Annotated in this window: 21 protein-coding genes; 18 read left to right on the top strand and 3 right to left on the bottom strand. The window is 68.7% G+C overall.

Annotation, left to right across the window (positions count from 1 at the left end; translation table 11 throughout):
* Positions 1–6: 6 nt before the first annotated feature.
* The 9 genes from atpB (at position 7) to QFZ50_RS09505 (ending at position 7,555) form a co-directional block, all read left to right on the top strand.
* Positions 7–828 (top strand): F0F1 ATP synthase subunit A, encoded by an 822-nt coding sequence (gene atpB / locus QFZ50_RS09545; RefSeq protein WP_307083663.1) that lies wholly within the window; start codon positions 7–9, stop codon positions 826–828.
* A 75-nt stretch (positions 829–903) separates the two neighbouring features.
* Complete coding sequence (locus QFZ50_RS09540; protein ID WP_019481292.1) at positions 904–1,119, top strand: ATP synthase F0 subunit C; 216 nt, start codon at positions 904–906, stop codon at positions 1,117–1,119.
* Positions 1,120–1,169: 50 nt separating this feature from the next.
* Positions 1,170–1,739 (top strand): F0F1 ATP synthase subunit B, encoded by a 570-nt coding sequence (locus QFZ50_RS09535; RefSeq protein WP_307083655.1) that lies wholly within the window; start codon positions 1,170–1,172, stop codon positions 1,737–1,739.
* Positions 1,739–2,551, top strand: a complete 813-nt coding sequence (locus QFZ50_RS09530) for a F0F1 ATP synthase subunit delta (protein ID WP_307083653.1) — start codon at positions 1,739–1,741, stop codon at positions 2,549–2,551. Before QFZ50_RS09535 ends, QFZ50_RS09530 begins: the two co-directional genes overlap by 1 nt.
* Before the next feature lie 98 nt (positions 2,552–2,649).
* Positions 2,650–4,284, top strand: a complete 1,635-nt coding sequence (gene atpA, locus QFZ50_RS09525) for a F0F1 ATP synthase subunit alpha (RefSeq protein WP_307083651.1) — start codon at positions 2,650–2,652, stop codon at positions 4,282–4,284.
* A 92-nt stretch (positions 4,285–4,376) separates the two neighbouring features.
* Entirely contained in the window at positions 4,377–5,270 is an 894-nt protein-coding gene (locus QFZ50_RS09520) for a F0F1 ATP synthase subunit gamma (RefSeq protein WP_307083648.1), read from the top strand.
* A gap of 80 nt (positions 5,271–5,350) precedes the next feature.
* The gene (atpD, locus tag QFZ50_RS09515) at positions 5,351–6,814 is read left to right on the top strand and encodes a F0F1 ATP synthase subunit beta (RefSeq protein ID WP_307083646.1); all 1,464 of its coding nucleotides are present in this window, start codon (positions 5,351–5,353) and stop codon (positions 6,812–6,814) included.
* A 5-nt stretch (positions 6,815–6,819) separates the two neighbouring features.
* Entirely contained in the window at positions 6,820–7,113 is a 294-nt protein-coding gene (locus QFZ50_RS09510; protein WP_307083644.1) for a F0F1 ATP synthase subunit epsilon, read from the top strand.
* A gap of 10 nt (positions 7,114–7,123) precedes the next feature.
* Positions 7,124–7,555, top strand: coding sequence for a DUF2550 domain-containing protein (locus QFZ50_RS09505; protein WP_307083643.1), 432 nt, complete (start codon positions 7,124–7,126; stop codon positions 7,553–7,555).
* A gap of 59 nt (positions 7,556–7,614) precedes the next feature.
* Here QFZ50_RS09505 and QFZ50_RS09500 read toward each other — a convergent pair whose 3' ends face one another.
* Together QFZ50_RS09500 and nucS are read right to left on the bottom strand one after the other, a co-directional pair.
* A complete protein-coding gene (locus tag QFZ50_RS09500; protein WP_307083641.1) occupies positions 7,615–8,832 on the bottom strand; it encodes an N-acetylglucosamine-6-phosphate deacetylase in 1,218 nt (405 codons plus the stop codon).
* 53 nt (positions 8,833–8,885) lie between these two features.
* Positions 8,886–9,581 (bottom strand): endonuclease NucS, encoded by a 696-nt coding sequence (gene nucS, locus QFZ50_RS09495; RefSeq protein ID WP_307083639.1) that lies wholly within the window; start codon positions 9,579–9,581, stop codon positions 8,886–8,888.
* Between the two features lie 78 nt (positions 9,582–9,659).
* Here nucS and QFZ50_RS09490 point away from each other — a divergent pair, with 78 nt between their 5' ends.
* Both QFZ50_RS09490 and QFZ50_RS09485 read left to right on the top strand, forming a co-directional pair.
* Positions 9,660–9,983: a hypothetical protein gene (locus QFZ50_RS09490; RefSeq protein ID WP_307083637.1), complete on the top strand. Its 324-nt coding sequence runs from the start codon at positions 9,660–9,662 to the stop codon at positions 9,981–9,983.
* A gap of 34 nt (positions 9,984–10,017) precedes the next feature.
* Positions 10,018–10,818 (top strand): alpha/beta hydrolase, encoded by an 801-nt coding sequence (locus QFZ50_RS09485; protein ID WP_307083635.1) that lies wholly within the window; start codon positions 10,018–10,020, stop codon positions 10,816–10,818.
* A 51-nt stretch (positions 10,819–10,869) separates the two neighbouring features.
* Here the strand turns inward: QFZ50_RS09485 and QFZ50_RS09480 are convergent, their stop codons facing one another.
* Entirely contained in the window at positions 10,870–12,186 is a 1,317-nt protein-coding gene (locus QFZ50_RS09480) for an AI-2E family transporter (RefSeq protein ID WP_373462260.1), read from the bottom strand.
* 288 nt (positions 12,187–12,474) lie between these two features.
* Between QFZ50_RS09480 and QFZ50_RS09475 the strand changes: the two genes are divergently transcribed.
* The 7 genes from QFZ50_RS09475 (at position 12,475) to QFZ50_RS09445 (ending at position 21,019) form a co-directional block, all read left to right on the top strand.
* Entirely contained in the window at positions 12,475–14,274 is a 1,800-nt protein-coding gene (locus QFZ50_RS09475; protein WP_307083633.1) for a hypothetical protein, read from the top strand.
* Positions 14,275–14,323: 49 nt separating this feature from the next.
* Positions 14,324–15,280, top strand: coding sequence for a tetratricopeptide repeat protein (locus tag QFZ50_RS09470; protein ID WP_307083631.1), 957 nt, complete (start codon positions 14,324–14,326; stop codon positions 15,278–15,280).
* A gap of 65 nt (positions 15,281–15,345) precedes the next feature.
* Entirely contained in the window at positions 15,346–16,455 is a 1,110-nt protein-coding gene (locus tag QFZ50_RS09465; RefSeq protein ID WP_307083630.1) for an NADH:flavin oxidoreductase/NADH oxidase, read from the top strand.
* A 66-nt stretch (positions 16,456–16,521) separates the two neighbouring features.
* Positions 16,522–17,331, top strand: coding sequence for an ABC transporter ATP-binding protein (locus QFZ50_RS09460; protein WP_307083629.1), 810 nt, complete (start codon positions 16,522–16,524; stop codon positions 17,329–17,331).
* Positions 17,313–18,878: a transporter gene (locus QFZ50_RS09455; protein WP_307083628.1), complete on the top strand. Its 1,566-nt coding sequence runs from the start codon at positions 17,313–17,315 to the stop codon at positions 18,876–18,878. The genes QFZ50_RS09460 and QFZ50_RS09455 overlap by 19 nt, the downstream gene beginning before the upstream one ends.
* Before the next feature lie 555 nt (positions 18,879–19,433).
* Positions 19,434–20,039 (top strand): DUF6318 family protein, encoded by a 606-nt coding sequence (locus QFZ50_RS09450; RefSeq protein ID WP_307083627.1) that lies wholly within the window; start codon positions 19,434–19,436, stop codon positions 20,037–20,039.
* Positions 20,040–20,047: 8 nt separating this feature from the next.
* On the top strand, positions 20,048–21,019 hold the full coding sequence (locus QFZ50_RS09445) for a PKD domain-containing protein (protein WP_307083626.1): 972 nt from the start codon (positions 20,048–20,050) through the stop codon (positions 21,017–21,019).
* Positions 21,020–21,046 lie beyond the last annotated feature (27 nt).

The raw sequence follows: 21,046 nt of genomic DNA, 5'->3' as shown, positions 1-21,046 counted from the left end.
AACGCGTTGATCGCGCTTGCGCTCCCGGCCGCAACTACCGAAGAGGGATTCGTAGCCCCGACGATCGAGGACACCCACTACCGGGACATCCTCCCCTGGGGTGACGCCTACGGAGTCTGGTTCGACCCCGGCTTCGGCAAGCAGATGCTCATGGTCATCCTGTCCGTGGTCCTCATCGCCGCCTTCTTCCTCGTCGCCTCCCGGCGCGGCCAGCTCGTCCCCGGCAAGATGCAGTTCCTGGGGGAGTCGGCCTACGGATTCGTCCGCAACTCCATCGGCAAGGACATCATCGGCGGCCGGGACTTCCTGAAGTACGTGCCCTGGCTCTTCACCGCCTTCTTCTTCGTGCTGGTGAACAACATCTTCGGTGCCATCCCGTTCCTGCAGCTGCCGAGCTTCTCGCACCCGGGCAGCGCCTACGCCATCGCGGCGATCTTCTACCTCCTCTGGGTCGGCATCGGCCTGAAGAAGCACGGCCTGCGGTACTTCAAGCTGGCCGTCGTCCCGTCGGGCGTGCCCTGGTACATCCTGCCGATCGTCGTGCCGATCGAGATCATCTCGAACTTCATCGTCCGGCCGGTCACCCACTCGCTGCGACTCTTCGCCACGATGCTCGCCGGCCACCTCATCGTGACCCTCGCCGGCTCCGCCATCGAGTACATGGTCTCCACGGGCAACATCCTCCTGCAGGGCACCAGCGTGCTGGTCCTCGTCGGCGCCGTGGCGATGTACATGCTCGAGGCGCTGATCATGGTCCTCCAGGCCTACGTCTTCACGCTGCTCGCCGCGATCTACATCGAAGGCGCTCTGCACGCCGACGCCCACTGATTCACACACGTCTTCCCCGTCGGGGATGATCCCAAACAACCTGTCGCACCAAGGCGGCATCTTGAAAGGAACACAATGGAAGTACAGGGTAGCCTCAACCTCGTTGGATACGGTCTCTCCGCAATCGGCGGTGGTATCGGTGTGGGCCTCGTCTTCGCCGCGTACATCAACGGCGTCGCTCGCCAGCCTGAGGCACAGCGTGTCCTCCAGCCCATCGCCTTCCTCGGTCTGGCACTGACCGAAGCCCTCGCGATCCTGGGCCTCGTCTTCGCCTTCGTCATCGGCGCCTGACACCGCCGTCCAGATCGACCGAAGACCAGTTGAAGAAAGACGGGTGAAAAATGCTTAACGCAGCAATCATGGCGGCGGACGAGGCCTCGAGCCCGCTCGCACCGAACTGGTGGGAGTTCCTCGTAACTCTGGTCGGCTTCGCCGTGCTGATGTTCATCGTCATCAAGTTCGTCATGCCGGCATTCGAGAAGACCTTCGCCGAGCGCACCGCCGCCATCGAAGGTGGCATCGCGAAGGCGGAGGCCGCCCAGGCGGAAGCCAACGCGGCGCTGACCGAGTACAAGCAGCAGCTTGTGGACGCTCGTACCGAGGCGAACCGTATCCGGGAGGAAGCACGCGCCGAAGGCGCCCAGATCCTCGCGGAGCTCAAGGAGAAGGCCGCCGCGGAGTCCGCGCGCATCTCCGAGCAGGCCCACGTCCAGATCGAGGCCGAGCGCCAGGCCGCAGTGGTCTCGCTCCGCGCCGAGGTCGGGACCCTGGCCACGGATCTCGCCAGCCGGATCGTCGGCGAGTCCCTCGCCGATGACGCCCGCTCGTCGCGCGTCGTCGACCGCTTCCTCGCGGACCTCGAGACCTCGTCGCACGGTGCCGCTTCGGATCGTGCAGGTGCAGCGAAGTAATGGCAGGTGTATCGAGCGTCTCCCTGGCAACGGTCCGTGAAGGACTGGAGCCCCGCCTGCCCGGAGCCACCCTGGCCCTGGCCGAGGACCTGTTCGGTGTCCTGGCGATCCTGGACAGCAACGCCGGCCTCCGGCGGGCGCTGACGGATCCCTCGCGTACCGGCAAGGACAAGGCCGTGCTGGTGGATCAGCTCATCGCCGGCCGGGTGTCGCCGGAGGCGGCCGCGGTGGTCAGGGACCTCGTCAACGAGCGCTGGGCCAACGCCCGCGACATCGGTGACGCCCTGGAGACCCTCGCCGCGACCGTCGTCATCGCCGTGGCCGAGCAGGGCCGCGGCGTGGAGGGCTTGGACCAGCTCGAGAACGAGCTGTACTCCTTCATCCAGGTGGTCGCCTCGAACCACGCCCTGCAGAGGGCGCTCTCGGAAGCGCAGGCCTCGCCGGAGTCGAAGGTCACCCTCGGCCTGAAGCTCGTGCCCCAGGCGGGCGCAGCCGGCAGGCTCCTCATCGCGCAGGCCGTGCGTGCCCCGCGCGGCCTGAAGCCCGCAGCACTCGTGCATCGGTTCCTCGAACTCGTCGCCGCGCGCCAGCAGCGCTGGATCGCCGATGTCAGCGTCACCCGTCCGCTGACGGCAAGCCAGCTCGCCCGCCTGGAGTCGGGCCTGAACGCGATGTACGGCCGGGAGCTCAAGGTCAACGTGAAAGTCGACCCTTCACTCATCGGCGGCGTCCGTGTCAGCGTTGGAGACGAGATGGTCGACTCGACCGTCATCACGCGTCTGTCCGAACTCCGTCGCAGGTTGGCGGGATAGGCGTCCACGCCCGTCCCAGCGGAGTTCCATCCACTGAATCACACACCGGTCGCCACGCATCCCATGGGGACCAACAACACAGGAGAGCAGGGACTGAGATGGCCGAATTGACCATCAACGCCGAAGACGTCCGCAGTGCGTTGAACGACTTTGCGGCGTCCTACGAGCCCGGAAATGCGGAGCGCGTCGAAGTCGGCCGCGTCACCACCGCCAGCGACGGCATTGCCCGTGTGGAGGGTCTTCCCTCCGTCATGGCCAACGAGCTGCTGCGGTTCGAGGACGGCACGCTCGGACTCGCCCAGAACCTCGACACGCGTGAGATCGGCGTCGTCGTCCTCGGTGACTACAACGGAATCGAAGAAGGCCAGGAAGTACACCGCACGGGCGAGATCCTCTCGGTCCCCGTCGGCGACGCCTTCCTCGGCCGCGTGGTCGACCCCCTGGGTCAGCCCATCGACGACCTCGGAGAGATCGTCTCCGAGGGCCGCCGCGCACTGGAGACCCAGGCACCCGGCGTGACGCAGCGCAAGTCGGTGCACGAGCCGATGCAGACCGGGCTGAAGGCCATCGACGCGATGATCCCGATCGGCCGCGGCCAGCGCCAGCTGATCATCGGTGACCGCCAGACCGGCAAGACCGCCATCGCGGTGGACACCATCATCAACCAGAGGGACAACTGGGCCTCGGGTGACGTGAACAAGCAGGTCCGCTGCATCTACGTCGCCATCGGCCAGAAGGCGTCGACCATCGCCGCCGTGCGCCAGACCCTCGAGGACAAGGGCGCGCTGGAGTACACGACGATCGTCGCGTCGCCCGCGTCCGACCCCGCCGGGTTCAAGTACCTCGCCCCCTACGCCGGTTCGGCCATCGGCCAGCACTGGATGTACGGCGGCAAGCACGTCCTCATCGTGTTCGACGACCTGTCGAAGCAGGCTGAGGCCTACCGTGCGGTGTCGCTGCTGCTCCGCCGTCCGCCGGGACGCGAAGCCTACCCGGGCGACGTGTTCTACCTGCACTCCCGCCTGCTGGAGCGTTGCGCGAAGCTCTCCGACGAGCTCGGTGCCGGTTCGATGACGGGCCTGCCCCTCATCGAGACCAAGGCGAACGACGTCTCGGCCTATATCCCGACCAACGTCATCTCCATCACCGACGGCCAGATCTTCCTGCAGTCGGATCTCTTCAACGCCAACCAGCGTCCCGCCGTGGACGTCGGCGTGTCGGTCTCCCGCGTGGGCGGCGCCGCACAGGTGAAGTCGATGAAGAAGGTCTCGGGCACGTTGAAGCTCGACCTCGCCCAGTACCGCGACATGCAGGCGTTCGCGATGTTCGCCTCCGACCTGGATGCGGCCTCGCGCCAGCAGCTGACCCGCGGCGCACGCCTGATGGAACTGCTCAAGCAGGGCCAGTACTCCCCGATGCCGGTGGAGCAGCAGGTCGTCTCCATCTGGGCCGGGACGAACGGCTACCTGGACGACGTCCCCGTCGAGGACATCCGCCGCTTCGAGTCGGAGTTCCTGGAGCACCTCGGCCACAAGTCGCAGATCCTCAACACGCTCGCCCAGACGGGCAAGCTCGAGGATTCGACGGCGGAGGAGCTGAAGACCCAGATCACGGACTTCAAGCAGGGCTTCTTCGGGGTCGGTGCCGACGGTTTCGGTGCGGGCCACGAAGAGTACGAGGCCATCGACGCCGAGTCGGTCGAGCACGAAAAGATCGTTCGACAGAAGCGCTAGAGGACCCGTCGCCGGGAGGGGCCAAGCCCCTCCCGGCCGGCAGGACCCTGGCCTGATCGCTCCCCGACGCGGGGGCGGAGGAAAGGACAAGAATGGGAGCCCAGATCCGGGTCTACCGCCAGAAGATCGCCTCGACCACGTCGACGCGGAAGATCTTCAAGGCGATGGAGCTGATCGCGACGTCTCGCATCGGCAAGGCACGTACGCGTGTCGCAGCGGCCCAGCCGTATGCCAACGCGATCACCCGGGCCGTCTCGGCCGTGTCGTCGCAGTCGGAGATCGACCACCCCCTCACCACCGAGCACGGTGAGGTGCGGCGCGTCGCCGTCCTGGTGATGACGTCCGACCGCGGCCTCGCCGGCTCGTACTCGGCCAGTGCCCTGAAGCAGGCGGAGGGCCTGTTCGAGGCGTTCCGCACCGAGGGCAAGGAGATCCAGGCCTACCTCATCGGCCGCAAGGCGCAGTCGTACTTCGACTTCCGCGGGCGCGACTACGAGAAGGTCTGGACGGGCGGCACCGACGCTCCCGAGTTCGAGACCGCCCGCGAGGTCGGCGAGGCGCTCCTGTCCACCTTCCTCAAGGACTACGAGGACGGCGGCGTGGACGAGATCCACGTGGTCTACACGAAGTTCCGCTCCATGGTGGTCCAGGAACCGTCGGTCGTCCGCCTGCTCCCGCTGGAGGTCGTCGACGAGCAGGTGCCGCAGGACGGCGACCTGCTGCCCCTTTACGAGTACGAGCCGGAGCCCGAGCAGGTCCTGGACGCGCTGCTGCCCCGGTACATCGAGTCCCGGATCTTCGCGGCGATGCTGCAGGCCGCTGCCAGCGAGCTCGCCGCCCGGCAGCGTGCGATGAAGTCCGCCGGCGACAACGCGACGGAGCTCATCAAGAAGTACACGCGCCTGCGCAACACCGCCCGCCAGGCGGAGATCACCCAGGAGCTCTCGGAGATCGTGGCCGGCGCGGACGCGCTGAACGCCTCCTGACGCCCCACCCGCCCGGATCCTCACGGACACCGGGCAGCTAGACTTAGTTCCACGCCATCTACGTAAATGAAGTGAGAGAGATGACTGCCCAGACTGTTGAGCACGGTACGGACTCAGTTGCCCCCGGCGCCACCGGCCGTATTGCACGTGTCATCGGCCCGGTTGTCGACGTCGAGTTCCCGGCCGATGCAATCCCCGCAATGTACAACGCCCTCACCACCGAGATCACTCTCAACGGTGTGACCCGCCTGATCACCTTCGAGACGTCGCAGCACCTCGGCGACAACCTCGTCCGCGCGATCTCCCTGCAGGCCACCGACGGACTCGTCCGCGGCACCGTGGTCCAGGACACCGGTGCTCCGATCTCCGTGCCTGTCGGCGACGGCGTCAAGGGCCACATCTTCAACGTCCTCGGCAAGCCCCTCGACGTCGAGGAGTCCGCGCTCGAGATCACCGAGCGCTGGCCCATCCACCGTTCCGCCCCGAGCTTCGCGTCCCTCGAGGGATCGACGGAGATGCTCGAGACCGGCATCAAGGTCATCGACCTCCTGACCCCCTACATCAAGGGTGGCAAGATCGGCCTGTTCGGCGGCGCCGGCGTCGGCAAGACCGTCCTCATCCAGGAGATGATCACCCGTGTGGCCCGTAACTTCGGCGGCACCTCGGTGTTCGCCGGTGTGGGCGAGCGCACCCGTGAGGGCAACGACCTCTGGGTCGAGATGGAAGAGGCCGGCGTCCTGAAGGACACCGCGCTCGTGTTCGGCCAGATGGACGAGCCGCCGGGAACGCGCCTGCGCGTGGCCCTCTCGGCCCTGACCATGGCGGAGTACTTCCGCGATGTGCAGAACCAGGACGTGCTGCTCTTCATCGACAACATCTTCCGGTTCACCCAGGCCGGGTCCGAGGTGTCGACCCTGCTGGGCCGCATGCCCTCGGCCGTGGGCTACCAGCCGAACCTCGCCGACGAGATGGGTCTCCTGCAGGAGCGCATCACCTCGACGAAGGGCCACTCGATCACCTCGATGCAGGCTATCTACGTGCCTGCGGACGACTACACCGACCCCGCCCCGGCCACGACGTTCGCGCACCTCGATGCGACCACCGAGCTCTCCCGCGAGATCGCGTCCCGTGGCCTGTACCCGGCCGTGGACCCGCTCGCCTCGACCTCGCGCATCCTGGACCCCCAGTACATCGGACACGACCACTACAACACGGCCGTCCGCGTCAAGCAGATCCTGCAGAAGAACAAGGAACTGCAGGACATCATCGCGATCCTCGGCATCGACGAGCTCAGCGAAGAGGACAAGGTCGTCGTCGCCCGCGCGCGCCGCATCCAGCAGTTCCTCTCGCAGAACACGTACACCGCCAAGCAGTTCACCGGCGTCGAGGGTTCGACCGTCTCCATCAGGGACACCATCGAGGGCTTCTCGGCGATCTGCAACGGCGACCTCGACCACATCGCGGAGCAGGCGTTCTTCAACGTCGGCGGCCTCGATGACGTCGAGCGCCAGTGGGCCAAGATCCAAGAGCAGACCGGTAAGTAGCGCCGATGGCATCGAACGCTGAACTCGAGGTCGAGATCGTCGCGGCCGACCACTTCGTGTGGTCGGGCGCGGCGCGTGTCGTCAATGCGCGCACAAGCAACGGTCAGATCGGGATCCTTCCCGGCCACGCTCCCATCCTGGCGATCCTCGAGGCCGGTGAGCTCTCGGTGGAGCCCGTCAACGGCGAACGCCTAGTGGTCGGCGTGGACGGCGGCTTCTTCTCGGTCGACTCAAACCGCGTGGTGATCGTGGCGGACAACGCCAAGGTCGGCGGTTCGGTGACTCCGGAAACCGTCTAGGGTTTCCGGCGTGGAGGCTCTCGGTGTGACGTTCATCTGCCTTGCGGTCGTCTTCGGCCTGCTCGTGCTCGTGATCGCCGCCTTCCTCCTCCGCCGCTATCAGCTGGGCCGAGCGCTCGGCACCTTCGACGCCTCCATCCGCTTCCCTCCCCGGGGATGGCGGGTGGGGGTTTGTCGTTATACGGACAAGCACCTCGAATGGCTCAGCCTCCTGTCGCTGAGCCCCATCCCCAAGTTCCGCTTCCTCCGCAGCTCCCTGGAGGTCACCGGCTGGCGTGCGGCCACCGAGGCGGAGCGCGCGGGGATCCAGCCGGGGGCGATCATCGTCCACATGGCCTACGAGGGCAAGCCCTTCCACCTCGCGATGAAGTACGACGTCTACGCGGGCCTCTCCTCCTGGATCGAGGCCGGACCGGTCATCGGCATCGGCACCTGGCGCTAGCCCGCTGCGGCGGCGGTCCGCCCATGGGTCGCCGGTGCCGCTCGTGGGGCTGGTGGCGCTCAGGCGCCGTCGAGGTCGAGCGGCAGGACCCACCGCCCGGCACGGAGCACACCCTTCAGCTCGAGGTCGGGGGAGACCACCAGAGCGTCCGCGCGGAGGCCGCTGCGCAGACTGCCCACCTCGTCGGCCAGTCCCAGGACGCCCGCGGGGACGGAGGTCGCGGCGCGCAGGGCGTCGACGATGCCCACCCCTGCCCCGACCGCGCAGCGCACCACGTCGAGCAGGCTTCCGGCGCCACCCGCCAGTGTCCCCGTGGCCGTCAGCACGGCGGCGTCGTCCACCACCGTGACCTCCTGGCTCCCCAACCGGTAGATCCCCGACGTACGTCCCGCCGCGGCGGTCGAGTCGCTGACGAGGCAGATGTTCTCCGCCCCGGCGATCGTGAAGGCCATGCGGACCGTCTCCGGGTGGAGATGTACGTTGTCCGCGATGAGCTCGACGGCGATCTCGCCCGCGCGGGCCCGTTGCAGGAGCAGGGGCACGGGGCCGGGGGAGCGGTGATGGATGGCCGGCATCGCGTTGAACAGGTGCGTGGCCGTGGGCCTGCCGCTGAAGCCCGCGAACCCCGTGGAGGCGAGTTCCTCGTTGATGAGGTCGAGGGCGGCGCTGGTCTCCTCCGTGGAGCTGTCGGTGTGCCCGATGGACGGGATGACGCCGTGCATCACCAGTTCGTAGACGAGGACGTCGCTTCCCGGCAGTTCGGGGGCGTAGGTCATGGAGGTCAGGTGTCCCCGGCCCGCGGTGACGAGGCGCGCCACGTCCTCCTGCGTCGGCAGGAGGAGGAAGGCGGGGTCGTGCGCGCCGTTGCGCTCCTTCGACAGGAACGGGCCCTCGGCATGGATGCCTGCCAGCAGCCCTGACTGCACTGCTGCGGCGAGTCTGCCGAAGGCGGCCTCGAGGTCCTCGATCGGTGCGGCGCACGTGCTGGCGAGCACCGTCGTCGAGCCGCTGCGGTGGAGGTGCGTCGCGGCCGCCTCGATGTCGGCGTCGGAACCGGACGTGAAGTCGCCGCCGCCGGCGCCGTGGCAGTGCAGGTCGATGAGCCCCGGGAGGACGAGGAAGCCCTCGGGCAGCCGCAGGGCGGTGGGGTCGCCGGTGCCCGTGCCGACCCCGACGATGCGGGAGCCGTCCCAGCGGAGCACGCCGTCGTCGATGATCCCCGCTTCGGTCACCAGGCGTCCGGACAGGGCAGTGGGCGTTCCGCTGGAGAGGGCCATGGTCCGATTCTAGGCCGTCGCCCTCCCGCGGCCCCGATGGATCGGACGGACGGCTAGAAGAGGCGGGAGGCGCTGTCGTCGACGCCGCGCATCGCGTCGTAGTCGAGGGTCAGGCAGTCGATGCCCCGGTCGGTGGCGAGGACACGTGCCTGCGGCTTGATCTGCTGCGCGGCGAAGATCCCGCGGACGGGCGCCATGAGCGGGTCGCGGTTGAGCAGTTCGAGGTAGCGCGTGAGCTGCTCGACGCCGTCGATGTCACCGCGGCGCTTCAGCTCGATGGCGACCGTCCGCCCCTGGGCGTCGCGGGCAAGGATGTCGACGGGGCCGATCGCCGTCATGTACTCACGGCGGATCAGGGTGGACCCTGCGCCGACGAGTTCGATCTGCTCGGCGAGGAGCCGCTGGAGGTCGGCCTCCACGCCGTCCTTCACGAGGCCGGGATCGACGCCGAGGTCATGGGAGGAGTCGTGCAGGTGCTCCCGGATGTTGATGACGAGCCGGTCGTCGGTCTTGGCGTGCTGGACCGTCCACACCTCGGTGATGCCCTCGGCGCGGTCGGCGTCGTCGGGCTCGCTGACCCGCAGGGTCGCGGGCGGGCTCATCCAGTTCAGCGGCTTGTACGAGCCGCCGTCGGAGTGCACCAGGACGGAGCCGTCGGACTTCACCATGAGGAGCCGGGTGGCCAGCGGGAGATGCGCCCGGAGGCGGCCGATGTAATCGACGGAGCAGCGGGCAATGACAAGACGCACGTCGGCGATTCTACCGGGCGTTGGGCCCCTTCCGCGCCCGGTGCGGAGCTGTGCGGCCGCATCGGGCAGACTGAGGGGGTGCCCCGTTCCAACCGCCCGAACCGCCCCCGCGGGTCCTCGCGCCCCAAGTGGACCGCGCCGCCGGAGCTGGATCTCGAGCGCGCGCGTGCCGGCCTGCCGCTGCGGGAGTCCGCCCCCGACGGCGAGTGGTCGGTGCGCCGCATCACCGAGCGCAACGCGGCCAAGACCTACACCTGCCCCGGGTGCAACTCCTCCATCCTGCCCGGGATCGCGCACCTCGTGGTGTGGCGGGAGGACTCGCTGTTCGGCCCGGAGAGCGCCCTGGCCGACCGGAGGCACTGGCATGTGCGGTGCTGGCAGACGCGGAGCTTCCGCTACTGAGGCACCCGGTGCGTGCCCGTCCTAGACTGGGAGGATGCCCACCGATTCGCCCGATTACACCTTCACGCCCACCGACGAGGCGATCGAGATCCGCGCGTCCACGGTGCTGCCCGCCGATCGCCGGAACATCGAGCTGCAGACCGCCGACGGGCTGACCCTCGTGGGGGAGTTCGCGGCACCCGCGGGCGGTCGTACGCCGCGGGCCACGCTCGTGACCCTGCACCCGCTGCCGACGCACGGCGGCTTCATGGACTCCCACGTGTACCGGAAGGCGTCCTTCCGGCTGCCGGCTCTCGCGGACATCGCCGTGCTGCGGTTCAACACGCGCGGCACGTGCTCCCCGCGGGGCTGCAGCGAGGGCGCGTTCGACGGCGGCGACGGCGAACGGCTGGACCTCCAGGCGGCCGTGGAGTGGGCCGTGGCCCAGGGGCTGCACCACATCTGGCTCGTGGGCTGGTCCTTCGGCACGGAACTGTGCCTCAAGTACGGTGCCCAGGACCCGGTGGCGGAGCTGATCGAGGGAGCGATCCTGCTGTCACCGCCGCTGCACCGCGCCGGCGACGCCGACCTCGACGCGTGGGGGGCGAGCGGACTGCCCCTGAAGGTGCTCGTCCCCGAGTTCGACGACTACCTGGTCCCCGAGGACGCGGAGCGCCGGTTCGCGCGCGTCCCGCAGGCCGACGTGACCGGGGTGGACGGCGCCAAGCACCTGTGGGTGGGGGAGAAGTACGCGGCGCGGGCGCTCAACGAGATCGTCGGCGTCGTCCGTCCCGAGCTCGAGCTGCCCCTGCCCACCCGGTGGGCGGGGCCGGCCGCCGTCGCGAGCTCCCAGTGACCACGGGCTGCTGACGGCCGGCTGACGAGCCCGGTTGCCAGGACGGGCGGACTACTGGCCGTCCTGGCGCGCGATGAACACTTCCTTGAGGAGCAGCATCACCGCGGCCGCCGTCGGGATGGCGATCAGTGCGCCGAGCACGCCGAGGAGGCTGCCGCCCGCGATCACCGCGATGACGGCCACCGCGCCCGGCACGGCGACGGCGCGCTGCATGATGCGCGGCGAGATGAAGTACGCCTCGAACTGCAGATAGGCCACGTAGGGGATCGCGAACAAAAGGGCGGTGTGCCAGCCGACCGTCATTGCGATCAGGCTGACGAGCACCGCGGCGATGGTGCCCCCGACCAGCGGGATGAACGCCAGCAGCGCGACGACGAACGCCAGCAGGACGGAGAAGGGCACGTTGGCGATCGACATGACGATGAACGCGAACGTGCCGTTCAGCAGGGCCACGCAGGCCTGGCCGATCACGTACATGCCGACGCTGCGCGTGATCTCCTCCGAGAGGACCTCGACGCGCGGCCGGCGCGAGCGGGGAGCGAGCCGGTACCCCCACTTCTTGATGGACGGCAGGGACGCGAGGAAGTACAGCGCGAGGACCAGGATCACGAGGGAGCCGAACAGCCCGTTGATGATCACCGTGCCCACGCCGAGCACGCCGCCGAAGATCCCGCCGACCGCCTCGCTGTTCGCGAAGAACTTGTCGACCTCCGAGACCACGCGGTCCCGGACCTGGAACTGGTCGTCGAGCGTCGTGAAGAACTCCGAGTTCAGGAAGTCGTCCGCGTACCCCGGCGCACGGTCCACGATCTGGGAGGTCTGGCTCACGATCGTCGGGATGAGCAGCGCGAAGAACCCGGCCACGATGCCCACGAGGACGGACAGGGCGACGGCGATGCCGGCCGGGCGCGGCACGCCCTTGGTCTCGAGCCACCGCACGATCGGGTCGAGTCCGAGCGCGATGAAGAGGGCCGCCCCGATCCACACGAGGAGCTGGCCCACGTTGGTGATGATGAAGAAGGCCAGCAGCGCGAGCCCCACGCCCACGCTCATCATGAAGCCGAAGTGGATGGGGTGGCTCCTCATGCTGCGGGGGTACGCACCACCGAACTTGAGGCGTTCGTCGGCGAGGGACACACCGGGATCGACGGCGACGGCCGCGGGCTCGCGCTCGGGCGGGAACTCGAAGCGGGGTCGTGGCTGCGCCGCCGGGAGGGACTTCCGGGCGAGGGAGAACAACGACCGCAGGGTCGACGGCGGCTGGGCGGCGGCGACCGGTACATCGGAGGGCAGCGTGTCCTCGCCGGCCACGGGCGGCTCGGGCCGCGGAAGCGGCTGGTCGAGCGGGACGTCCTGGTGGTCTGTCAACGAAGGGCTCTGCTTTCGGATGTGCGTACCTGCGCCGCGGGTGGGTCGGCTAGCGAAACCCTAACAGCCGGGCACCGCCCACGAAGGTGTTGACGAGCCGCCCCGGGACGATCCCACGGACGCCGTCCCGCCCATGATCCGGCCGACCGACGCCGCCCCGGCCCGACCGGCCGGAGGAACTTCGTTACCATTGGGTGACTATTCCCGATGGCCCGCCGCCGCAAGCGGCGGGCCATCGGAGCGGAAGGGGCCAGACGCTCCGCCGGAACGGACGACGATAGGCAACCAGTGCGCGGAAAGACAGCAGTACCGATCATCGTGGCAGGGCTCCTGCTGATGCTCCTCGGCATCGGGCAGCGGACCATCTGGGCCCCTGCGGAGACGGTCACCGCCAGTGTCGCCCAGGACGTCGCCGAGGGGGCCGGGACGGCCCCCGTCACAGTGATCGAATCCGGTGCGCGCGGCGACGCCGACGGCTCCGTCGACGTCACCGTCGAGGCGGACGGTCCCTTCACCCTCGCGGTCGGCCGAGCCTCGGACGTCGAGGCCTGGGTGGGGGACGCCGCACACCTCCAGGTCACGGGCATCGCCGAGGACACGCTGTCCTCCGACTACGCCGACGGCGAGGACACCGTCCCCGATCCCAGCGGCAGCGACCTCTGGATCAGCGAGGAGCCCGGTGACGGCACGCTGACCTACCGGTGGAGCGAGCCCGTGGAGGGTGACTGGTCCATCCTGCTCGCCGCCGACGGGACAGCCGCCGCACCGACGCAGGTCTCCATCACGCGCCCCAACGACCAGTCCACGCCGTTCGCCCTGCCGCTCATCATCGGCGGAGCGCTCGTCGTCGTCCTCGGTATCGCCCTCCTCTTCGTCCCGCCGCGCAACCGCAGCGGGAAGCGGACCACCGAGGCGGTCGAGGGGACCCGTGCGTACGCCCGCCGGCACGCACAGGCCGGCGGATCGGTCGGCGCGTCCTCGATCGCCGCTCCCGGGCCCGTCCTGGTGCTCGCGGGACTCGTCGCGGGCGGCTCGCTGCTGGGTATCGCACCCGGGATGGCGACGACCACGCCCACCCCGTCCGCGACCTCGCCGTCCACCGCGTCATCCGCGACCGCCACGCCGTCCGCGTCCTCCACCTCGTCCGCGGTGCCGTCCGCCGCCGCCACCGGGGCGCCGTCGGCGGGCAGCGAGGCCAGCGGCCCGCCCGTCGTCCTGGCCAGCCAGCTCGAGCGCATCCTGGGCGACGTCTCCTCGACCGTCACCGATGCGGACGCGGCAGCGGACGCCAAGCGACTCGCCCCACGCGTCGGCGGCGCCGCACTGGACCTCCGCACGGGTTCCTACGCCGTGCGCGCCAAGGAACCGAAGGCCACACTGCCGGTCCCGGTCGCCGCGGATCCCGTGCTGCTGGACATGATCCCCACGGGCGCGGACTGGCCGCGCACGATCGTCGCGCTGACGCAGAGCGACGACAACCCGGTGCCGCAGGCTCTCCTGCTGGTGCAGGAGACCCCCCGCGAGAACTACAAGCTGACCTCCGCGGTCCAGATGCTGCCCGGGAGCACGTTCCCCTCTCCGCCGGCGCCCGGGGCCTCGGGCCCGGTCCCGGTCGACGAGACCAGAGCGCTCGCGAAGGCGCCCCAGGACGCCGTCGCATCCATCGCCGACTTCCTGACGAAACCGACCGGCGCCAACGCCGAGACCTTCGAGGAGAACTCCTTCTCGGAGGCGATCACCGACTTCCAGGCCGGCGTCGTCGCCGACCCGGGCAACAAGGCGGCCAACATCACCTTCACGCACCAGGCGCAGGGCGAGCGCACGCAGGCCCTGATGACGGGCGACGGCGGAGCGATGGTGTTCGGCTACCTCACCCACACCTACTCGAGCGTCCCGAAGGGCGCCGGCGACACCATCGACCTCAAGGGGACGGTGTACAAGTCGCTGACGGGCAAGGACTCCAGCGAGAAGGGCATCGACGTCAACTACGGCGAAGCCGTGATGATGTACGTCCCCCCGGCAGGGAGCGACGATAGGATCCGGGTCATCGGCGCCGCGCAGCAGCTGCTGTCGGCCAAGCTACGCTGACCCGGCACCCACGAGCGTCCAGCACAGGCAGCCAGAGAAAGGCAGAGCATTGTCCACACCAGCACAACGGGGCGGGATGCCGCCGTCGAGCATGAACCTGCGGGGAGCGGTGGACCTGTCCGCGCTCAAGGCGCGCGCCGACGCCGCCGCACGGCCCGCCGCAACGCGTCAGCCCGCGGCAGGACCGAGTCCGTACGTCGTCGAGGTGACCGAGCAGACCTTCCCGCAGCTCGTGCAGCTCTCGGCCCAGGTGCCCGTCGTCGTGAACCTCCGCGCCACCTGGAGCGAGCAGTCGAACCAGGTCACCGCCGTCCTCGAGGCCGCCGCGGTGGAGTTCGACGGCCGGATCCTGCTCGCGAACGTGGATCTGGAGGCGCAGCCGCAGATCGCCCTGGCGTTCCAGGCGCAGGGGGCCCCGACCGTCGTCGCCGTGGTGAAGGGCCAGCCGGTGCCGTTGTTCGAAGGCGCCCTGCCCGACCCCCAGATCCGCGCCTACCTCGACGAGCTCCTGAAGGTCGCCGAGGCCAACGGGGTGACCGGGACGCTCAACGACGGCGCCGAACCCGGCACCGCCGCTCCCGAGGAGCCGCCGCTGCCGCCCCTGCACCAGGAGGCCTTCGACGCCATCGAGGCGGGGGACTACCCGGCTGCGGCTGCCGCCTATCGCCGTGCCCTCGCGGAGCAGCCCGCCGATGCGGACGCGAAGGCCGGACTCGCGCAGGTGGAGCTCATGCAGCGCGTGCAGGACGTCGATGCCGCCGCGGTACGCCGGCGCGGCGCGGACGAGCCGGACAACGTCGAGGCCCAACTCGCCGTGGCCGACCTGGACATCACGGGTGGCCATGTCGAGGACGCGTTCAACCGTATCGTCGCCTTCATCGGGCGGACCGCGGGGGAGGACAGGGAAGCGGCACGCAAGCGCCTGCTGGAACTGTTCGACATCGTCGGCGTCACCGATCCGCGCGTGACCAAGGCCCGCAGCGCGCTCGCGCGCGCCCTGTTCTAGCAGGCCGCCCCCGCCCTGACAGCACCGCGTCCCGCCCAGACCCCGTACGACCAGCAGAGGATGGCATGACTTCCGCAGCACCCACCGGCACGGCCGGCCTGTTCGACCCCATCACACTCCGGTCCCTGGAGCTGCCGCACCGCGGCTGGGTGGCCGCCATGTGCCAGTACTCCTGCGAGCCCGCGACGGCTCCCGGCGTCCCCACCGACTGGCACCTGGTGCACCTCGGCCAGTTCGCCACCGGAGGCGCGGCGCTCATCATCACCGAAGCCGCCGCCGTGAGCCCCGAAGGCATGATCAGCCCGCGCGACGCCGGCATCTACTCGCAGGAGCAGGTCGATGCCTGGCGCCGCATCAACGACTTCATCCACGACCACAGTGCCGTCGGCACGAAGACGGCCGTGCAGCTCGCGCATGCCGGTCGGAAGGCCTCCACCTACTGGCCCTTCAGCGGCAAGCACAACTCCGTCCCCGCATCGGAGGGCGGCTGGCAGACCCTCGGCCCCACCGACGAGGCCTTCGGCCGGTACGCTGCGCCCCGTGCCATGACCGAGGAGGACATAGAGAAGGTCATCCGCGACTTCGGGACGGCCGCCGCCCTCGCCCTCGACGCCGGCTTCGACACCATGGAGATCCACGCCGCCCACGGATACCTGCTGCACCAGTTCCTCTCGCCGCTGGTCAACACCCGGACCGACGGTTGGGGAGGCTCGGAGGAGGCCCGGTTCCGCCTGACGCTCGAGGTGATCCGCGAGGTCCGCCGGGTCATCCCCGACACCATGCCGCTGCTGCTGCGCATCTCCGCCTCGGACTGGACCGAGGGCGGGCTCGACGGCGCCGTGTCGGCGCGCCTCGCCAAGCGTGCCGCCGAGGAGGGCGTGGACTTCATCGACGTCTCGTCCGGCGGTGCCGTGCCGGCCGCGTCCATCCCGGTCGGTCCGGGTTACCAGGTGGCCCTCGCCGAGGAGGTGCGGACCTCCGGTGTCCCGACGGGCGCCGTCGGTCTCATCAGCGACCCGCGCCAGGCCGACGACGTCATCCGCGGGGAGCGGGCCGACGCCGTCCTCATCGCCCGAGCCGCCCTCCGCGATCCGCACTGGTGGATGCGGGCAGGGCACGAGCTCGGCCATGAGCTCGTCCCGGCGCCCCAGTACGAGCGGGCCGGCACCTTCTGACGCACCCGTCCCTTTTCCTCCTTTGGGATGACGAGGGGCGCAAGTGCACGTTGCTAGCGTGGCAGCATGAGTTCCCTCGTGCCACCGCCGACCGACGAGAACAATCCGCAGGCCAGGGCCGGTACTGCCGCACTGAGCATCCGTGGTCTCGCCAAGCGTTTCGGAGAGAAGATCGCCGTGAACGGCGTCAGCCTCGAAGTGCCGCCGGGCTCCTTCTACGGACTCGTCGGGCCGAACGGCGCCGGCAAGACCACCACCCTCTCCATGGCCACAGGCCTGCTCCGGCCCGATTACGGCCAAGTCATGGTGCACGGTGTGGACGTATGGGGCCAGCCGCTCGAGGCGAAGAAGATCATGGGCATCCTGCCCGACGGGGTCCGGCTGTTCGACCGGCTCACCGGCGAGCAGCTGGTCACCTATGCGGGACTGCTGCGCGGCATGGACCGCGAGACGGTGGTGGAGCGGACCGGGGACCTGCTGCGTGCCCTCGACCTGACGAACGACGCCGGGACCCTCGTGGTGGATTACTCGGCGGGCATGACGAAGAAGATCGCGCTCGCCTCTGCCCTCATCCATGCACCGAAGCTGCTGGTCCTCGACGAGCCGTTCGAGTCCGTGGACCCCGTCTCCGCCGCGAACATCCGCGACATCCTGACGGGCTACGTGCGGTCCGGCGGCTCGGTGATCGTGTCCAGCCACGTCATGGACCTCGTGCAGCGCATGTGCGACCACGTCGCGGTCATCGCGGCAGGAACCGTGCTCGCCGCGGGAACGGTGGACGAGGTCCGGGGGGAAGCGACCCTCGAGGACCGCTTCGTCGAGCTCGTCGGAGGTCGCAGCACGTCGGAGGGGCTGTCGTGGTTGCGGACCTCCTGAGACTGAAGCTCCTCCTGCTGCGCAATTCGCTTCGGCGGAGCACGGCGCAGCTCGTCGGAGTGATCCTCGGCGGGTTGTACGGACTGGGCCTCCTGGTCCTGCTCATCATCGGCCTGGTGCTGCTCGGCAGTGCCGAACCCGAGCTGATCCGGACCATCCTCGTGATCGGCGGCTCGGCGACGGTGCTCGGCTGGATCGTCATACCGATCGCGGCGACCGGCATCGACATGACACTCGACCCCGCACGGTTCGTGACCTTCGCGATCCCCATGCGTCAGCTGCTCGCCGGCCTGGTGCTGGGCGGCATCGTCGGGATCCCGGGCGTGGTGACGCTCATCGCGTCCCTGACGCAGGTGTTCACCTGGATCCGCTATCCGGCCGCCGCGCTGACCGCCCTCGTCTGTGGTCTCGTCGCCGTGCTCCTGTGCGTCGTCGCCTCGCGGCTCGTGACGACGGCCGTGTCCTCGATGACGGGCTCGCGCCGCTTCAAGGACGTCAACGGCATCGTCGCGTTCATCCCGCTGATCTTCCTCGGGCCGATCATCGGCGGGGTGACGGCCGGATTCCAGAGCTCGCCGGGCTTCGCCCGGTCGCTGGCCGATGTCCTCGCCTGGACTCCGCTCGGTGCCCTGTGGGCCGCACCGGCCGACGTCGCCGCAGGGAACGTCGGGGCGGCCCTCCTGAAATTCCTGATCGGCGCGGCCACCCTGGCGCTGTTCCTCGTGCTGTGGAGCCGGAGTCTCACCCACGCACTGGTCACGCCCCCGTACAACGCCGTGTCGAAGCGGGCCGGCGGGAACCTCGGCTGGTTCGGCCGTTTTCCCGCGACACCCGCGGGGGCGGTAGCAGCACGGGCCCTGACGTATTGGCTCCGTGACCCGCGGTACTCGGCATCCCTCGTGATGATCCCGTTCCTCGCGGTGCTGCTGTATTTCTCGGGTGGGGGCTCCGGCACGGCGTTCGCCTTCCTCGGTCCGCTCACCGCCTTCCTGCTCGCGTGGTCCATCTCGGCCGACATCTCCTACGACAACACCGCTTTCAGCCTGCACGTCTCCACCGGGGTGAGCGGACGCGATGATCGGCTGGGACGCGCCGGCGCACTGCTGGTCTTCGCGCTGCCGATAGCACTCGTCTTCACGGTCGTGCCGTTGCTCGTCACGGGCAGGGCCGAGGACCTGCCCGTGATGCTGGGGCTGTCGCTCGGATTGCTGCTGACCGGCGCAGGGCTGTCGAGCATCGTGTCGGCGCGCTACACCTACAACGTCCCGCTGCCCGGGGAGAGCGCCTTCAAGACGCCGCCGGGTACGAACTTCCTGATGTTCGCCGTCCAGATCCTCGGGTGGCTAGTGCTGGTGCTGCTGGCGCTGCCCGAGATGATCCTGACCATCGTCTACTTCGTGACCGGGCAAGCGCTGTTCGGCTGGCTGACCGTCGTGGTGGGGCTTGTCCTCGGCGGGGTGCTGCTGGTCGTCGGTATCCGTACGGGTGGGCGTTGGTACGATCGCCGCGCTCCGGAACTGCTGCTGGCCGTCTCGGCGAACCGCTGATCACAGCTGCTGGCCGTCTCGGCGAACCGCTGATCAGAGCTGCTGGCCGTCTCGGCGAACCGCTGATCAGAGCTGCTGGCCGTCTCGGCGAACCGCTGATCACAGCTGCCGGCCGCGTCGGCGAACCGCTGATCACTGCTGCCGGCCGTCTCGGCGAACCGTTGATCACAGCGCACGTCGGCGCTGTGACCCTACGCACGCGCTTCGGGTCGGTCCGGCGTCTCCGGGCGATCACCCAGGCGGACGACCACGGTGACCCGCCGGGCGCGCCAGGTGTACAGCCCACTTCGGCGCTGTCGCCGGTGCGCAGCGAACCCTCGTCGCAGGGGGGAGGGCTGACAAGACGCGCGCAGATTCAGGGCTGTTCGGCCGACTCTACCTGTGCATAACCTGTAGCGCGCGGGACGCGTAGGGCTATGCTGAGGGCCATTCCGGTAGGCGGGCCGACGGTGATGGGGGAGTTGCATGTTCCTTATGCGTGCATCTGGTCGTGGTGATGGGCTCCGTCATCGTCATCGAGCGGCTATGCCGATTCTGGCAGGAGCAGCTGTTGCCATGATGCTGCTGACCGGCTGCCAGGGCGACCCGGATCCGTCGGCGCAGCCGAACCCTGATCCGTCTTCGTCGGCGTCGCCCGCTGCGGCGTCTCCTTCTGCAACCCCGTCCCCGTCATCGACGTCTGAGTCGTCGCCTGCTTCGTCGGCTGGGCCCGCGGCGAACGTCCCTGTGCCGGTGAAACCGGCACTCGCGGACGAGAACTCGGCCGAGGGTCTGGAGGCCTTTACCAAGTACTGGTTCGAGTTGTTCTCCTATGGCTACGAGACCAACGACTGGGCTCCCTTCGAGGCAGTAACGGATCCGCGATGCGAGACCTGTTCAAATGCGACCAGCGCGGTGATGGACGTCTACGCGGATGGTGGATGGGTCTGGGGTGCCGACTCCGAAGTCACCGAGTTCACGACCGATTTCCAAACGAATACTCAAGGATCAATCGGCTCCTATGTCGAGGTAATCCAAGACGCATCTATAACGTTCTCAGCCTCGGGGGAAGTTGAAGCGGAAGCGCCCAAAGGGGATGCAATCTTTAACGCCATCTTCTCGGCATACATCGACCACCGATGGGTAATGCTCGATTTCGGCGCACCCGAGGGGGTTCAATGATGCAATCCATGAGGTTTCCCATCTTTGTCGCGGTCCTTGTTTTTGCGTTCTACACTCAGTCGGTCGCAGCGGTAGCCAAAGGAAATGACATCAGGTTTGATGGAGACACGGCGACCGCGACGGTGAGAGACTCTGGCTTCTTCGATGGAAGCACGACGGAGAATAAGTCCGATCCTCGGCCAGGAGATAGGGCAATTCAAGAGCCTGCTGCCTTGCCCGTTGACGACGGAATCGAGTACACCTACGTGCGGGCCTGCACCGTGGATGTAGGTGATGCTCTGGATCCGGCAACGTGTCCGAAGATAAATGCTCGGTGCACGGCTCGGGAGGGCGGGCTCGTGGTGAACTGGATCGCTATAGACACCCGGGTACAGCCGGCGACGCGGACGCCGACAGGGCGGAGTTCCTGCGTATATCCCGGCGAGGTGCCGGAACCGCCGGTGGATACCGCAGCGGATACCGCAGCAGCACCGGCGGAAGCGCCGATCGTCATCACCCTCGAGGAGTTCCAGAAGCAGCCGGTCCTGGCCGCGACGATCCTGTCCCAGCCGTCGAACTTCGGGTTGCGCAACGCGCAATCGAACATCTACGCGCAGGCCCGGGAGCAGGAGTTCACGTTCGTGTTCCAGGACGCATCGATCGTCCTGAAAGCCCGACCGGTGTCCTACCGGTGGGACTACGGCGACGGCACCAGTGTGACGACGACGTCGCCCGGCGGCCCGGTGAACGGGAATGCTTTCGACACGCCCACGGCAACGAGCCACCAGTATGCCCGGACCGGTGACTTCCAGGTCACGGTGACCACATTCTTCGCCGGCGACTACTCAGTTGACGGCGGTCCGTTTCAGCCCGTTGCTGGAGAAGCCGCGGTCGTGTCCACACCGCACCTGATGAGCATCTGGCGGACCCAGTCGCATCAGGTGAGCCAGGACTGCCTGGAGAACCCGACCGGCATCGGTTGCGAGCCACCCGTCCGGTGATCATGCGGCCCAGCCGCGATGTTCGCC

Source organism: Arthrobacter agilis (assembly GCF_030816075.1).
In the GTDB taxonomy this organism is placed as follows: Bacteria; Actinomycetota; Actinomycetes; order Actinomycetales; family Micrococcaceae; genus Arthrobacter_D; species Arthrobacter_D agilis_E.
Note: the sequence above shows the minus strand (reverse complement) of the source record. Positions and strands in the feature narration are given on the sequence as shown.